14 protein-coding genes and 1 pseudogene are annotated in these 14,364 nt (G+C 61.8%); 7 read left to right on the forward strand and 8 right to left on the reverse strand.

The genetic code is table 11. The features are described from left to right. Positions 1–18 precede the first annotated feature (18 nt). The 3 genes from xylB (at position 19) to BFP99_RS26920 (ending at position 2,805) form a co-directional block, all read left to right on the forward strand. Positions 19–1,500, forward strand: a complete 1,482-nt coding sequence (gene xylB, locus BFP99_RS26910) for a xylulokinase (protein WP_065927854.1) — start codon at positions 19–21, stop codon at positions 1,498–1,500. Between the two features lie 12 nt (positions 1,501–1,512). Next, on the forward strand, positions 1,513–2,451 hold the full coding sequence (locus BFP99_RS26915; protein ID WP_065927855.1) for a carbohydrate kinase family protein: 939 nt from the start codon (positions 1,513–1,515) through the stop codon (positions 2,449–2,451). Positions 2,452–2,535: 84 nt separating this feature from the next. Continuing rightward, a complete protein-coding gene (locus BFP99_RS26920) occupies positions 2,536–2,805 on the forward strand; it encodes a DUF2790 domain-containing protein (RefSeq protein ID WP_027606408.1) in 270 nt (89 codons plus the stop codon). Between the two features lie 61 nt (positions 2,806–2,866). On the opposite strand, the gene BFP99_RS26925 is transcribed toward BFP99_RS26920, so the two are convergent. Then, a complete protein-coding gene (locus BFP99_RS26925; RefSeq protein WP_027606409.1) occupies positions 2,867–3,136 on the reverse strand; it encodes a DUF1652 domain-containing protein in 270 nt (89 codons plus the stop codon). Between the two features lie 232 nt (positions 3,137–3,368). Next, the gene (ilvA, locus tag BFP99_RS26930; protein WP_074846461.1) at positions 3,369–4,391 is read right to left on the reverse strand and encodes a threonine ammonia-lyase, biosynthetic; all 1,023 of its coding nucleotides are present in this window, start codon (positions 4,389–4,391) and stop codon (positions 3,369–3,371) included. A gap of 249 nt (positions 4,392–4,640) precedes the next feature. Here ilvA and BFP99_RS26935 point away from each other — a divergent pair, with 249 nt between their 5' ends. Together BFP99_RS26935 and map are read left to right on the forward strand one after the other, a co-directional pair. Next, the gene (locus BFP99_RS26935) at positions 4,641–4,841 is read left to right on the forward strand and encodes a ParD-like family protein (protein ID WP_027606410.1); all 201 of its coding nucleotides are present in this window, start codon (positions 4,641–4,643) and stop codon (positions 4,839–4,841) included. Further along, on the forward strand, positions 4,841–5,596 hold the full coding sequence (map, locus tag BFP99_RS26940) for a type I methionyl aminopeptidase (RefSeq protein WP_065948643.1): 756 nt from the start codon (positions 4,841–4,843) through the stop codon (positions 5,594–5,596). Before BFP99_RS26935 ends, map begins: the two co-directional genes overlap by 1 nt. A gap of 143 nt (positions 5,597–5,739) precedes the next feature. On the opposite strand, the gene BFP99_RS26945 is transcribed toward map, so the two are convergent. Continuing rightward, on the reverse strand, positions 5,740–7,326 hold the full coding sequence (locus tag BFP99_RS26945; protein WP_065948644.1) for a RimK family protein: 1,587 nt from the start codon (positions 7,324–7,326) through the stop codon (positions 5,740–5,742). 94 nt (positions 7,327–7,420) lie between these two features. Between BFP99_RS26945 and BFP99_RS26950 the strand changes: the two are divergent. Beyond that, positions 7,421–7,870, forward strand: a pseudogene (locus BFP99_RS26950) (GNAT family N-acetyltransferase); the annotation flags it as partial. Here the strand turns inward: BFP99_RS26950 and sfnG are convergent. Next, entirely contained in the window at positions 7,866–8,951 is a 1,086-nt protein-coding gene (gene sfnG / locus BFP99_RS26955) for a dimethylsulfone monooxygenase SfnG (RefSeq protein ID WP_065927859.1), read from the reverse strand. The pseudogene BFP99_RS26950 and the gene sfnG overlap by 5 nt on opposite strands. Positions 8,952–9,218: 267 nt before the next feature. Between sfnG and BFP99_RS26960 the strand changes: the two genes are divergently transcribed. After that, the gene (locus BFP99_RS26960) at positions 9,219–10,457 is read left to right on the forward strand and encodes an acyl-CoA dehydrogenase family protein (RefSeq protein WP_065948646.1); all 1,239 of its coding nucleotides are present in this window, start codon (positions 9,219–9,221) and stop codon (positions 10,455–10,457) included. A 151-nt stretch (positions 10,458–10,608) separates the two neighbouring features. Here the strand turns inward: BFP99_RS26960 and BFP99_RS26965 are convergent, their stop codons facing one another. The 4 genes from BFP99_RS26965 to BFP99_RS26980 all read right to left on the reverse strand — a co-directional run bounded on the left by BFP99_RS26965 (position 10,609) and on the right by BFP99_RS26980 (position 14,324). After that, on the reverse strand, positions 10,609–11,394 hold the full coding sequence (locus BFP99_RS26965) for a sulfite exporter TauE/SafE family protein (RefSeq protein ID WP_027606416.1): 786 nt from the start codon (positions 11,392–11,394) through the stop codon (positions 10,609–10,611). 91 nt (positions 11,395–11,485) lie between these two features. Beyond that, complete coding sequence (locus tag BFP99_RS26970; RefSeq protein ID WP_065927861.1) at positions 11,486–12,256, reverse strand: class I SAM-dependent methyltransferase; 771 nt, start codon at positions 12,254–12,256, stop codon at positions 11,486–11,488. A 58-nt stretch (positions 12,257–12,314) separates the two neighbouring features. Next, on the reverse strand, positions 12,315–13,619 hold the full coding sequence (locus BFP99_RS26975) for an ATP-binding protein (protein WP_065927862.1): 1,305 nt from the start codon (positions 13,617–13,619) through the stop codon (positions 12,315–12,317). A 3-nt stretch (positions 13,620–13,622) separates the two neighbouring features. Beyond that, positions 13,623–14,324: a response regulator transcription factor gene (locus BFP99_RS26980; RefSeq protein ID WP_027606419.1), complete on the reverse strand. Its 702-nt coding sequence runs from the start codon at positions 14,322–14,324 to the stop codon at positions 13,623–13,625. Between the last annotated feature and the right edge of the window lie 40 nt (positions 14,325–14,364).

The raw sequence follows: 14,364 nt of genomic DNA on the forward strand, positions 1-14,364 counted from the left end.
ACCGCTGAGCACACCCTCATGACCCAGCAAAACCTGTTCCTCGGCATCGACTGCGGCACCCAAGGCACCAAGGCCATCGTCCTCGACGCGTCCAGCGGCAAGGTACTGGGCCTGGGCGCCGCCGCGCACACCCTGATCAGCGGCGCCAATGGCCGTCGCGAGCAGCACACCCAGGAATGGCTGGACGCCTTTACCGAAGCCACCCACCGCGCCTTGCAACAGGCCGGCGTGGACGGCCAGGACATCCTCGGCATCGGCGTGTCCGGCCAGCAGCACGGCCTGGTGTTGCTGGATGACAGCGGCCAGGTGCTGCGCCCGGCCAAGCTGTGGTGCGACACCGAAACCGCGCTGGAGAACGAGCGCCTGCTGGCCTACCTGGGCGGCGAAGGCGGCTCGCTGGAACGCCTGGGCGTGGCGATTGCGCCGGGCTACACCGTGTCGAAACTGCTGTGGACCCGCGAGCAGCACCCGGATGTGTTCGCGCGCATCGCCCATGTGCTGCTGCCCCACGACTACCTCAACTACTGGCTCACCGGCCGCGCGGTCGCGGAATACGGCGATGCCTCGGGCACCGGTTACTTCAACGTGCGCACCCGCGCCTGGGATATGGCGCTGCTCAAGCACATCGACCCCAGCGGCCGTCTCGAAGCTGCGCTGCCGACATTGATCGAAGCCGATCAAAGCGTAGGCACGATCCTGCCGGCCATCGCCGAACGCCTGGGCATCAACCCCAATGCCAGGGTGTCCAGCGGCGGCGGCGACAACATGATGGGTGCCATCGGCACGGGCAATATCGCCCCCGGCGTGATCACCATGAGCCTGGGCTCGTCCGGCACCGTGTATGCCTTCGCCGACCAGCCCAATGTCAGCCCGCAGGCGTCGGTCGCAACCTTCTGCTCGTCCAGCGGCGGCTGGCTGCCGTTGATCTGCACCATGAACCTGACCAACGCTACCGGGGTGATTCGCGAGTTGTTCGAGCTGGACCTCAACGCCTTCAACGCACTGGTCGAGCAAGCCCCGATTGGCGCCGATGGCGTCAGCATGCTGCCGTTCCTCAATGGCGAACGCGTACCCGCCCTGCCCCACGCCACCGGCAGCCTGCATGGGCTGACCATGACCAACCTGACCCGTGCCAACCTGTGCCGCGCGGTGGTCGAAGGCACCACCTTCGGCCTGCGCTACGGCCTCGATCTGCTACGCCACACCGGCCTGCAAAGCCAGAGCATCCGCCTGATCGGCGGCGGCTCGAAAAGCCCGGTGTGGCGGCAGATGGTCGCCGATATCATGAACACCGAAGTGATCTGCACCGAACAAAGCGAAGCCGCCGCCCTGGGCGCGGCGATCCAGGCGGCGTGGAGCCAGTCCGGAGAGTCCCTGGCCAGCCTGTGCGACAAATGCGTGAGCGTCGACCCGGCCAGCCGTACCCTGCCGGTGGCGGCCAATGTCGGCGCCTATCAACTGGCTTACGAACGCTATCAACAGCACGTGGCAACCCTTTAAGAGCGAACGACTATGTATCTGGTGTGTGGTGAAGCGCTGTTTGATTTTTTCAGCGAGGAAGATGCCAGCGGGCAGGCCTCCAAGGTCACTTACAAGGCGATTGCCGGTGGTTCACCGTTCAACGTCGCGGTGGGTTTGCGCCGCCTGGGCATTGAGGCCGGGTTGTTCGGCGGCCTGTCCAGCGACTTCCTCGGACGGCGCCTGTTGCAGGTGCTCAAGGATGAAGGCGTCAGCGAGCGGTTCCTGGTGGAGTTCGCCGCGCCGACCACCTTGTCGATGGTCGCCGTGGGCGCCGATGGCTCACCGCAGTACAACTTCCGTGGTGAAGGCTGCGCCGACCGACTGCTGGAAGTCGCGCATTTGCCGGTCCTCGGCGATGAGGTGCGCGGGCTGCATATCGGTTCGTTCTCCCTGGTGGTGCAACCGATCGGCGACACCCTGCTGAGCCTGGTCAAGCGCGAAAGCGGCAAGCGCCTGATCAGCCTCGACCCCAACGTGCGCCTTAATCCGCAGCCGGATATCCAACTGTGGCGCGACCGCGTCGCCGAGTTGGCCAAGCATGCCGACCTGATCAAGGTCAGCGACGAAGACCTGCACCTGCTCTACCCCGGCCAGTCGCCGGAAAGCGTGCTGCAGGGCTGGCTGCAACACCGTTGCCAGCTGGTGTTCCTCACCCGTGGCGGCGATGGCGCCAGTGTGTTCAGCCGTCAGCATGGCACCTGGTCGCAACCGGCACAGCGCGTGGTGATGGCGGATACCGTGGGTGCCGGGGATACCTTCCAGGCCGCGTTGATTGCCTGGCTGACCGAGCACCAGCTGGACTCGGTGCAAGGCCTGCAACAACTGACCCGCGTGCAGATCGACGCCATGCTCGGTTTTGCCATCCGCGCTGCGGCACTGACGTGCGGCAAGACCGGGCCGGACCTGCCGTATCGCCAGCAGCTTGGATGAAGGTTTTGTCAGCCAGGGCAAAATTAATCGATGGTTAATCCCGCAAGTCGAGAGTGAAATTCCACTCACTTGCGGAGCACCACCATGAAACTGCACACCTTAATGCTCGGCGGCGCCCTGGCGCTGGCGGCAGTGTCGGGCCTGGCCCAGGCTGACGATCAAACCCAGGCGGTCAACCCCGTGCCTTATCATTACGGCATGCCGATGAACATTGCCAAGGTCCTGGCCATGAACGAAACCCCAACCGGCGACTGTAAAGTCATTGATGCGGATATCAAGTTCCTGGACAAGGCGGGCAAAGTGGAAGACGTGAGCTACCGGAAGATGTCCGAAGCCTGCGATTTCCAGAATTGATGGGCAAACATACACAGCATTGGGCCTGGCATTTACCAGGCCCACCGTTCATAACCAACGATCAGTAGTAACCGCGCCCTCCAGCCCGCTGCTGGACAGGTGCATGGCTGTGCTTGAGGTCTTCACGCAACCCGGTAATGAGGTTGCAAATAGCTCGACTGCTGTCGAGTTTGTCAGCATTGATACCTTTGACCTCCAAATCCACCCGGTCACGGTCGCGGTCGTCATAGACCTTGATCGTCAGCGAAGCATCTTCGGCTTTGGTGCATTCGCACCGTTTAGGCAGGAAACTTCCTTCAATAATGCTGCGAAGTTCTAATTCCGAAAGCATGGCCAACCTCTCCTTTTTTGAGACTGCCAATCGATTGTTATAGGTCTGCAGGCCCGTGCCTGCCACGTCTCGCCAGCCCTGGAAGACGCTTACCTTTACCAGCCTACTCGGCAAATTCCGTTTTTGTTGTAACTTTTCTTCATAAGCAATGTAGGAATTTATATAGCTTAGGTCACCCCAGTTAAATCATCGTCGAACCGCTTCGATTAATCGTTTAACCCCACGCTTCGAATTAAACTGCAGCTTGTGCCGCCACTCTTTCAGCAACATATCGCAAACTATCAAAGTTGATATTTGCGCCTGAATTAACTGCGACCAAGGTCTGCCCACTCACCCCACGACTGGCCACGTACTTGCGAACCCCCGCCACCGCCAACGCACCGGAAGGCTCGGTGATGGAACGCGTATCGTCATAGATCAACTTCATTGCGCTGCACAGTTCGTCATTGCTGACGGTGATCACCTCGTCGACCCAATCGCGGCAGATCTCAAAGCCATAGGCGCCGATCTGCGCGACTGCGGTGCCATCGGCGAACCCGTCGACACTTGGCAACACCACCCGTTCCCCGGCCTGCAGTGCGGCGAGCAGGCAACTGGAGCCTTCGGGCTCGACCCCGATGATGCGCACTTCGGGCCGCAGGTATTTGACGTAGGCCGCAATGCCGGCGATCAGGCCGCCGCCGCCCACGGGCACGAAGATCGCGTCCAACGGGCCTTGTTGCTGGCGCAGGATTTCCATGGCCACCGTGCCCTGGCCGGCGATCACCTCCGGGTCATCGAAGGGCGAGACGAAGGTGCAGCCGGACATCTCGGCCAGTTGCAGCGCATGGGCCAGGGCAAACGGGAAGCTCTCGCCGTGCAGCACCGCTTCGGCGCCCCGGGAGCGCACGCCCAGCACCTTCAATTCCGGCGTACTGCACGGCATCACGATCCGCGCCTGGAGCCCCAGCGTCTTCGCCGCCAGTGCCACGCCTTGCGCATGGTTACCCGCCGACGCCGTCACCACACCGCGCGCTTTCTGCGCGCCGGTAAGCTGCACCAGCTTGTTGTAGGCGCCGCGAATCTTGAAGGAAAAGGTCGGTTGCAGGTCTTCACGCTTGAGCAGCACCTGGTTGCCGAGCATTGCCGAGAGTGCCGGTGCGGCTTGCAGGGGCGTACGCACCGCGAGGTCATAGACCGGCGCGGCGAGGATCTTTTTCACATAGTGTTCAAGCAATGCCGTATCAGCGGTAGACGGGGCGGGGCACGTGCTCATGGGGTGTCTCCTGGTTTTTAAAGGCCCTGGAGACGGAACAAACAAAACCCGCCTCTAAGGCGGGTTGGGGTGCAGCCGTGTGCTATCCCGCCAAATGAGGAATGGCGGTAATAATGCTTGGCTGGCTGCGGAAGGCTGGGTAGGTCATGCCTGGAAATTAACCGGCCATCCGGATCAAGTCAACATCATGTTTACTGACGACATACGAAACATATACGATTCGTATATACAACCACTACAGTGAACCTCATGGGCATCGTCAAGATCAGCGACCAACTGCACGAACAACTGCGTCTGGCCAGTGCGGCCATGGACCGTTCCATCAACGCCCAGGCCGAGTTCTGGATCAAGGTCGGCCTGCTCGCCGAACTCAATCCCAGCCTGCCCTACCACGAGCTGATCAACAAACTGTTGCTGGACAAGCCCGACCTGATCCGGGGGCGCAGCTGATGATCAAGACCGCCGCCCAACTGGCTGTGATGCGCGAGTCCGGACGCCTGCTGGCCCAAGTGTTCGACATGCTCGACGGGTTTGTCGCCGCCGGCCGTTCCACCCTGGAACTGGACAGCACCGTCGAAGCCTTTATCCGCAACGAATTGAAAGCCCGCCCTGCCAGCCTCGGGCAATACGACTACCCCTTCTCCATCAACACCTCGATCAACGAAGTGGTGTGCCATGGCATGCCCAGCGCCAAGGAAATCCTCAAGGAGGGCGACATCGTCAACATCGACATCACCCTGGAAAAAGGCGGCTTTATCGCCGACTCCAGCAAGATGTACATGATCGGCACCGTCGCGCCCAAGGCGCGGCGCCTGGTGGATATGACATTCGAGGCCATGTGGGCCGGGATCCGCCAGGTCAAGCCCGGCGCACGCCTGGGGGATATCGGCCATGCGATCCAGAGCCATGCACAGGCCAATGGCTACAGCGTGGTGCGTGAATACTGCGGCCATGGCATCGGCAAGCAGATGCATGAAGAGCCGCAGATCCTGCACTTCGGCCGCCCTGGCACCGGGCTGGAACTGCGTGAAGGCATGGTGTTCACCATCGAACCGATGCTCAACCAGGGCGGCGCCAAGGTGCGCAGCCTGAAAGACGGCTGGACGGTGGTGACCAAGGACAACAGCCTGTCGGCGCAGTGGGAACATACGGTGGCAGTGACGGCGGATGGCTTTGAAGTCCTTACCCTGCAAACCCGCCCTTGATTCACCCACCGCCGTAGATACCGCCTTATGCAACACCGCGCAAATCCGTAGCAGCTGTCGAGCCCCGGCGAGGCAGTTGCTACGGATTTGCGCGGTTGGCTACGCGGCGCGACTTTAAACACCTGTGGCATGCACTCAGCCACTCACCAGACCTGGCCCTGGCGTTTCAACTCCAGGCGCCGCACAAACTCTTCCAGCACCAGGCTGTACAGGTCGTCCTGCAAGTAGGCGTCTTCGATGCCGGCATCCAGGTTGGGGTTGTCGTTGACCTCAATCACCACCACCTTGTCGCCGGACTGCTTGAGGTCCACACCGTAGAGGCCGTCGCCGATCAGGTTGGCGGTCTTCACCGCCAGTTCCACCACCGCCCTGGGCGCTTCATGCACGGCCAGGGTGCGGCATTCGCCGTTGATGGCCTGGCCGATGGCCTTGTGGTTATAGATCTGCCAATGGCCCTTGGACATGAAGTATTGGCAGGCGAAGATCGGCTTGCGGTTGAGTACGCCGATGCGCCAGTCGTACTCGGTGTAAAAGAATTCCTGGGCCAGCAGCAGCACCGAATGCTCGAACAACTCGGCAGTGGCCTTGAGCAAGGCTTCCTGGCTTTCGACCTTGATCACGCCACGGGAGAAACACCCGTCGGGAATCTTCAACACCAGCGGAAACCCGAGGCGCTCGCCGACCCGCTCGAAGTCCTGCGGTCGTTCCTTGTAGAGAATCTCGGTGGCAGGCATACCTAACTGATGGCTGTTGAGCAGGTCGGTAAGGTAGACCTTGTTGGTACAACGCAGGATCGATGCCGGGTCGTCCATCACCACCAGGCCTTCGCTTTCGGCTTTTTTGGCAAAGCGGTAGGTATGGTTGTCGACACTGGTGGTCTCGCGGATCAGCAAGGCGTCGTATTCGGCCAGGCGCGCGTAGTCCTTGCGCTCGATCAGCTCCACATCGATGCCCAGTCCCTTGCCCACGCGGATGAAATTCTCCAAGGCACGGGCGTTGGACGGTGGCAACTGCTCCTGTGGATCGTGCAGGATCGCCAGGTCGTAACGGGCCAGGCGCCGCGAACGAGGTTGGCGCCAGATCTTGCGGCTGAAGTTATCGAGGGCGTGGGTGAATTGATCTTCCTGGTCGTCTCGTAACTTGTGCAATACGCCGGACTTGACCCCTACGATATGCCAACCGTTATGTTTTCTGAACTCAACTAACAATATCGGACATGGGAATGTTTCAAACAACTGACGGGCCAATTCCTGCAACGGTTCTATATTGGTCCTGCCGAAGTAAAGTGTCAGGGTAAACCCTTCGGTATTACTGTAGAGGTGATGACTCAAGGCTTTATCAAGGGTTTTATCCAAGTCATCCAGCGCCAGGCCGTACAGCGACTTTTTAGTCAGCTCACTGATGGTGCGCACCGAAGGAATCACCTTGTGTCCGCGCGCTTCGGCCAGCAACGAGCAGTAGTAGCCGTGCCCCAGGTACTTGTAGCTGCGGCACAGGTTAATCACCTGCACCCGCTTGCCTGACTCGTTCTGCCGGGTTTGCTCCAGGTACTCCTGGGCGGTGACGATGTCTTCGCTGGGAAAGTAGGAGGCCCAATCTTCCTTGCGTTCAACAATGATCACCACTTGACTGTTACTTCGAGGCGGCGCAGAAAAAAAGCCCTTCGATGTTATTGTCGCCGCGACGATTTGCTCGGATACTTCACGCCAATGACCTTGTACCGCCGACATAATATTTGATCCGCTTTAGAGAACTCGACCTTTTCTATTAAGCACGATCTTTTAGGGAAGTCCCGTTTCGTTACGCAACTTTTACGGCGGTTATATGGCTCTTTTCTCTCGCATTGCATTACCCGGCGATATACCGGCATTAGTCGCATTGGAGCACCCGTGTTTCACCACCGACCGGCTCTCATCGCGCAGTTTTCACTGGATGATCAGCCGCGCCCACGGCCAGTTGCTGGTGGCGGAACAGGACGGGCAGTTGCTCGGTTATGCGCTGGTGCTGTTTCGTCGTGGCAGCGTGTTCGCGCGCCTGTATTCCATCGCCATTGCCGAGCACGCACGCAGCCTCGGGCTGGGCAAGCAGTTGCTCAGCCATGTCGAGGCCTGCGCGGTGACGCACGGTTGCACCCACCTGCGCCTGGAGGTACGCACCGACAACCCCCGCGCCCTGGCGCTGTATGAACGCAACGGCTACCGGCGTTTCGCCCAGGTCAACGATTACTACGCAGACCACACCCCGGCCCTGCGCCTGGAGAAAACCTTGGTCAGGCCACCTGCTTGATCCCGGCCTTGGCTTCCAGCTCGCGCACCAGCGGCAACACGCGCTTGCCGAAGTACTCCACTTCTTCCTGGAAGTGCAGGAAGCCCGCCAGCACCAGGTCCACGCCCACCGCCTTGAGCGCGACGATGCGCTCGGCAATCTGCTGCGGGGTGCCGATCAGGTTGGTCTTGAAGCCATCGTTGTACTGCACCAGGTCTTCAAAGCTGGACTTGGCCCAGTTGCCCTCGCCTTCGGGTGATGCCTTGCCGGCCTGCCTGGCCGCGTCGCCAAAGGCATTCACGGCCTCCGGGTCGGCCTTGTCGATGATCTCTGCGAGCACGGCGCGGGCTTCTTCCTCGGTGTCGCGGGCGATGATGAACGCATTCACGCCGACCTTGACCGAATGGTTGTTCGCGGCAGCCTTGGCGCGAATGTCATCGACCTGGGCCTTGATGCCTTCCGGGGTGTTGCCGTTGGTGAAGTACCAGTCCGACACGCGCGCCGCCATGTCTCGCGCGGCTCGCGAACTGCCGCCCTGGAACACTTCCGGCTGGCCCAGGGGCTTGGGCTTGAGGGTGTAGTTGTTGAAACGGTAGAAGTCGCCCTTGAAAGTAAAGTCGTCCTGGGTCCAGATGCCTTTGAGGGCGCGGATGAATTCTTCGGAACGGCGATAGCGCTCGTCGTGCTCCAGCCAGTGTTCGCCGATGGCCTGGAACTCGCCCTTGAACCAGCCACTGACGATGTTCACCGCAATGCGGCCATTGGTGAGCTGGTCGATGGTCGCCAGTTGCTTGGCCGCCAGCGCCGGTTGCCACGGGCCGGGCAGGATCGCGGCGATAACCTTGAGCTTGGTGGTCGCGGCCAGCAAGGCGTGGCTGAACGCCACGGACTCATGCTGGTTTTCCGCGCCGTAGCCGGCGGTGAAGCGGATCTGGGTCAGGCCGTATTCGAAGCCGGCTTCCTCGGCCAATTGCGCCAGTTTGCGGTTGTAGTCGATGCCCCAGTGGGTGCGTTGTTCGATCTTGCTGACCACCAGCCCACCGCTGACGTTGGGCACCCAATAGGCAAATTTCACGGCTTGCTGACTCATCGAACGGTACCTCGCATAAAGGAATGTACCGAGGTGTGGAGCAGCAAGCGTGCCAGGCGGAGGCAAACGCCCGCGCCACAAGGGGTGCGGCATGTATTCAGGGCTGGGAGGCGTTGAATGCCGATGTCAGGGATTGCGACGGTTTGTCGATTTGCTGTTGCCAGGGCAACAGTAAACCGCATGCATCCCCCGTAAACATTGGCCCTGGCACCCGGCACGGACTGTGCAATCACTCCCTGCACCGATCACTGCCCCGGAGCCTTGCTCATGACCGAACACCACGTTATCAACCCGTTGTCTGTCGGCGTCGACTACCCCACGCTGGCGGCGCGCTTTCGCCCGATTTTCCAGCGCATCGCCGCTGGCGCAGTGGAGCGCGAACAAACCCGCGCCCTGCCCCACGAGCCGATCCAGTGGCTCAAGGAAGCCGGCTTCGGCGCGGTGCGGGTGCCGGTGGAATATGGCGGTGGCGGTGCTTCGCTGCCGCAGTTGTTCGAACTGCTGATCGAACTGGCCGAGGCCGACTCCAACGTGCCCCAGGCCCTGCGCGGGCATTTCGCCTTTGCCGAAGACCGCCTGAATGCGCCGCCCAGTGCCGGCCGCGACCTGTGGTTCAAACGCTTTGTCGACGGCGACATCGTCGGCTGCGCCTGGACCGAAATCGGCACCGTGGCCATTGGCGACGTTGTCACCAAGGTCAGCCCGGACGGCGAGCAGTGGAAACTCAACGGTGAAAAGTTCTACAGCACCGGCAGTATTTTCTCCGACTGGATCGACGTGTACGCCCAGCGCAGCGACACCGGCGGCGATGTGATCGCCGCCACCCGCGCGCGCCAGCCCGGCGTGGAACACAGCGATGACTGGGATGGCTTTGGCCAGCGCACCACCGGCAGCGGCACCTCGCGCTTCACCGATGCGGTGGTGGAGGCGGAAAACGTCATCGACTTCGCGACCCGCTTCAAATACCAGACCGCGTTCTACCAACTTGTCCTGCTGGCCAGCCTCGCCGGTATCGGCCGCGCCGCGTTGCGCGATGTGGCCCACCAGGTGCGCAGCCGCAAGCGCATCTACAGCCATGGCAATGCCCAGCACGTCAGCCAGGATGCCCAGATCCAGCAGGTGGTGGGCGAAGTCGCCGCCCTGGTCTACGCCGCCGAAGCCAGCGCGCTGAGGGCTGCGGTACCGGCACAGCGGGCGTACCTGGCGCGTTTCGGTGGGGATGAGGGGGGCGAGCGCGAAGCCAACGTGGCCGCCGAAATCGAGTCGGCCACAGCGCAGGTGGTGGTGTCGGAGCTGATCCAGCGCGCCACCAGTGAGTTGTTCAACGCACTGGGGGCCTCGGATGTGCGCCAGGGCAAGTCCCTCGACCGCCATTGGCGCAATGCGCGGACCGTGTCGTCGCACAACCCGGTGATCTACAAGGCGCGGATCGTGGGGGACTGGGTGATCAATGGCACCGAGCCGCCGTTTGTGTGGCAGATCGGCAATGGCCCGGCGAAAGCCTGAGTCAAGGTTGGTCACAGTCAAAATGTGGGAGGGGGCTTGCTCCCGATGGCGGTTTGTCAGTCGCCTCATCAGTTGACTGATCCACCGCTATCGGGAGCAAGCCCCCTCCCACATTTGGCCCCTGCCTGTGTAGTTGAATCCCGTGTGCGCCTCAAAAGGCCAATTTGTAGCCGATGGTCATCAACATGATCGCCAGGCACGGGCGCAATACGCCGTCCGGGACCTTGCCGGTCATGTGGCTGCCGAAGTAAATGCCCGGCAGCGACCCCATCAGCAGGAAGCCCAGCAGGTGCCAGTCCATATTGCCCATGCCGGCATGGCCCAGGCCCGCCACCAGGGTCAGGGGCACGGCGTGGGCGATCTCGGTGCCGACCAGGCGGCGCGTGGCCAGGAACGGATAGAGGATAAACAGCGCGACCGTACCGAGGGCGCCGGCGCCGATGGAGGTGAGCGCAACCATGGTCCCCAGCACCGCACCGGTCACCACGGTCAGGGCATTCAGGTTGCGCGGGTTCATATGGTAGTGATCGCCGGCGTGGCGCTGGGCGAACGCCAGCAGGCGTTGCTTGAACAGGATCGCCAGGGCGGTCAGCAGCAGCACCACGCCGAGGGCCTGCTTGATCACCGCGTTCATGGCGCTGGGGTCGGTGTGCAGGCTGGCGAGGAACCACAGGGTCAGCAACACCGCAGGCACGCTGCCCAGGGTCAGCCAGCCGGTGATGGTCCAGTCGATGTTCTTGTTCTTGCTGTGGACCAGCACGCCACCGGATTTGGTGATGGCCGCGTACAGCAGATCAGTGCCCACGGCCGTGGCCGGGTTGATGCCGAACCACAACAGGATCGGGGTCATCAAGGAGCCCCCGCCGACACCGGTCATGCCGACGATAAAACCAACGATCAGGCCCGCAATTACAAAACCAAAGTTACCCACTTCCATCAACGCTACCCGCGGCCTTATAAATTTCTGGCCGCAGGATAGCGATTTTTCTTATAACGACTTATATCAATATGATCTGACTTTATGCCTTTTATGGCAGTCGACGACAGACATACGCCTGGGTCTGATAAGGAAACGCCACCGTGTCGCGGCCCTTCAGGGCTGGATGGCTGGCGATCAAGCCACGCAACTGCTCGGTCACGAGGGCTTTTTCAGCCTCGGGCAACGCAGCAATAAAGCTCACGGAGAGGAAGCGATCCATGATCACTTCCTGTGGGCTGCCGACGTGGCTATAGGGGAAACAGGTCATTTCGGGGACTGAAAAGTACTTGCCGTCGAAGGCTTCACGCCAGCGTCCGGAGTGAAAACGCGGGGTGTCACCCTCGTAGGGCGTGATGATCGCAGTGATCGCCGCCACCCAGTCCACCGACTCATCGCGCACATTCCACACCAGCCCGAGGCGCCCTTCGGGCTTGAGCACGCGGTGGATTTCCGCCAGCGCGGCCTGGGTGGAGAACCAGTGAAAGGCTTGCGCGCAGACCACCGCGTCGGCGCTGGCGGTTTCCAGGGGGATGGCTTCGGCGGTGCCGTTGACCAGGCGCACATCCGGCAACAGCCGGGTCAACTGCGCACCCATGGCCTGCACCGGTTCGACGGCGATCAACGTCGGCGCCAGGGTGCTGAGCAGGCGCGTGAACTTGCCGGTGCCGGCGCCCAGGTCGATCACCCGTGAGTGCCCATCGACGCCGAGCACATCCGTGAGCCAACCGGTGAGCTGCCTGGGATAATTCGGCCGGCCTTGGGCGTAAGTGACGGCCTGGGTAGAGAAACCTTGTTGAGCAGACGTGTGGACACCAGTCATTGCCAATCTCTCCTCGGGTAAAGCGGGGGCACAGTGTGCGCCTTCCCCGGGAGATTTTCTAATCGGCAGCCGTGGGCAACCACACCCGGAACCGTGCGCCGCCCAACGGCGAGGCCAGTGCGGTCAGGGTGCCACCTTGGGCCTCGAGGGCTCGCCGGCTGATGGCCAGGCCCAGGCCAAAGCCACCGGTGGAGCGGTCGCGGCTGCGGTCGAGGCGGTAAAAGGGCTCGAAGATACGCTCGCGCTGGTCCAGCGGAATGCCGATGCCATCGTCATCCACCCAGATTTCACAGCCTTTGGCGCAGACCTTGACGCCCACCTGAATGCGCTTGTCGCAGTAACGCGTGGCATTGCGCAACAGGTTCTGCAAGGCACGGGCGGTGAGGCGCGGGTCGAGGCTGAAGCGTTCCACAGCGCAGTCGAGTGCCACATCGATGACGATCTCGGGGTTTTCCAGCTCGTCATCGACGCTGCCCAACACGCTGTCGATAAATTCATCGAGCACCACCTCCACACGCTCGGGCAATTGCGTCGGGTTTTGCAGGCGACTGTAGGACAGCAACTCCAGCACCAATTCATCCAGCTCGCGAATATGCGCAACCAGGCCATGCAGGCGCTCGCGACTGGCCTCCGGCAAGTCCTCCGACAGCGCCAGGGCCAGGCCGAAATCCAGGCGTGTAAGGGGTGTGCGCAGTTCGTGGGAGACCGCGTTGAGCAGGTCGCGTTGCTGGTTGAGCAGGTGTTCGATGTCGTCGGCCATGGTGTCGAACACCGACGCCAGGCTGCCGATATTGGAGCTGGGCGGAATGTGCGTGCGCTCGGCCAGGTTGCCCTTGCCCAGTTGCGTGGCGGTACTTTTCAGGCGTTCGAGATCGCGCCAGTGCGGACGCAGCCAGAACAGCAGGCAGGCCAGCAACGCCGCACCGATCAGCACGTTCATCGACCAGTACAACAGGTTCATGTCCAGCGGGTCTGGCGGAATGGTCAGCTTGACCACGAACTGCTCGTTGAGCGGCGAGCTGATGTCCTCCATCCAGCCAAACTCCCCCAGGTGAATCACGGGGTTGCCCTGCTCCAGCAGTTTGGCTTCCTGCGTGGTGTAGCTCGCGTCCTGGCGCAACAGCAATTGCACTTTGAGGGGCGCGAAGTCACTGCCCAGTTGCTCGGTCACCTGGGACCAGCGCTCCACCGGCGCGCGCAGGTACTGCTTGACGATCAGCTTCTGCATGCCCCGTGACTGCTCGACGTTGTAGTCCAGGTAGCGGTGTTCGAACAGTTGGATCACCAGCTTGGGAATCAGGAAGATCGCCGCGCTGTAGGTGACGATGGTGATCAGGTAAAGACGTAGCAGCACACGAAACATCGATCAGCATTCCCACTCGGAACGGCTGAACAGGTAGCCCTTGCCCCACACGGTCTTGATCTTGCGCGCTTCACCGGCGTGGTCGTCGAACTTGCGGCGCAGCTTGGAAATGGCCACGTCCACCGAACGGTCGGTGCCGTTGAACTCGATACCGCGCAGCCGTTGCAGGATCTGGTCGCGGCTGAGCACTTCGCCGGCATGCCGGGCCAGCACCACCAGCAGGTTGTATTCGCCGCTGGACAACTCCACCGCCTGTTCGCGCCAGGTCACCGTGCGTTCCGACAGGTCGATGCACAGGTTGCCCATCAGGATCTGGTCATTGGCCACCTGGGGCTCGGACAAACTGCTGCGCCGCAGCAAGGTGCGCACCCGCGCCAGCAGCACACGCGGCTCGCAGGGTTTGGTCACGTAGTCGTCGGCGCCCATTTCCAGGCCCAGCACCTGGTCGTGGCTGTCGTCGCGGGCGGTGAGCATCAGGATCGGCAGGCCCGCCGAGTCGGCGCGCAGCAGGCGGCACACTTGCAGACCGTCGAGGCCGGGCAGCATCAGGTCGAGGATCACCAGGTCCGGCGGGTCGAGGCGCGCGCGCTCACGGACGTGGTCGCCACGGCTGAGCACACTGACGTGGTAGCCGTTGCGTTCCAGGTAGCTGGCAATCAGCTCGGAGAGTGCGGCGTCGTCTTCCACCAGGAGGATGTTGGGCATGGTGTTTCCAAATAATGCGGTTTGTTGGTGTGTTGCAGGA

It is taken from the genome of Pseudomonas sp. 1 R 17 (assembly GCF_900067035.1).
In the GTDB taxonomy this organism is placed as follows: Bacteria; Pseudomonadota; Gammaproteobacteria; order Pseudomonadales; family Pseudomonadaceae; genus Aquipseudomonas; species Aquipseudomonas marginalis.

What these genes read in the sequence shown, in the direction of transcription:
- xylB (WP_065927854.1), top strand. Translation starts at nt 19, where the DNA reads ATGACCCAGCAAAACCTGTTCCTCGGCATCGACTGCGGCACCCAAGGC.
- BFP99_RS26915 (WP_065927855.1), top strand. Translation starts at nt 1,513, where the DNA reads ATGTATCTGGTGTGTGGTGAAGCGCTGTTTGATTTTTTCAGCGAGGAA.
- BFP99_RS26920 (WP_027606408.1), top strand. Translation starts at nt 2,536, where the DNA reads ATGAAACTGCACACCTTAATGCTCGGCGGCGCCCTGGCGCTGGCGGCA.
- BFP99_RS26925 (WP_027606409.1), bottom strand. Translation starts at nt 3,136, where the DNA reads ATGCTTTCGGAATTAGAACTTCGCAGCATTATTGAAGGAAGTTTCCTG.
- ilvA (WP_074846461.1), bottom strand. Translation starts at nt 4,391, where the DNA reads ATGAGCACGTGCCCCGCCCCGTCTACCGCTGATACGGCATTGCTTGAA.
- BFP99_RS26935 (WP_027606410.1), top strand. Translation starts at nt 4,641, where the DNA reads ATGGGCATCGTCAAGATCAGCGACCAACTGCACGAACAACTGCGTCTG.
- map (WP_065948643.1), top strand. Translation starts at nt 4,841, where the DNA reads ATGATCAAGACCGCCGCCCAACTGGCTGTGATGCGCGAGTCCGGACGC.
- BFP99_RS26945 (WP_065948644.1), bottom strand. Translation starts at nt 7,326, where the DNA reads ATGTCGGCGGTACAAGGTCATTGGCGTGAAGTATCCGAGCAAATCGTC.
- sfnG (WP_065927859.1), bottom strand. Translation starts at nt 8,951, where the DNA reads ATGAGTCAGCAAGCCGTGAAATTTGCCTATTGGGTGCCCAACGTCAGC.
- BFP99_RS26960 (WP_065948646.1), top strand. Translation starts at nt 9,219, where the DNA reads ATGACCGAACACCACGTTATCAACCCGTTGTCTGTCGGCGTCGACTAC.
- BFP99_RS26965 (WP_027606416.1), bottom strand. Translation starts at nt 11,394, where the DNA reads ATGGAAGTGGGTAACTTTGGTTTTGTAATTGCGGGCCTGATCGTTGGT.
- BFP99_RS26970 (WP_065927861.1), bottom strand. Translation starts at nt 12,256, where the DNA reads ATGACTGGTGTCCACACGTCTGCTCAACAAGGTTTCTCTACCCAGGCC.
- BFP99_RS26975 (WP_065927862.1), bottom strand. Translation starts at nt 13,619, where the DNA reads ATGTTTCGTGTGCTGCTACGTCTTTACCTGATCACCATCGTCACCTAC.
- BFP99_RS26980 (WP_027606419.1), bottom strand. Translation starts at nt 14,324, where the DNA reads ATGCCCAACATCCTCCTGGTGGAAGACGACGCCGCACTCTCCGAGCTG.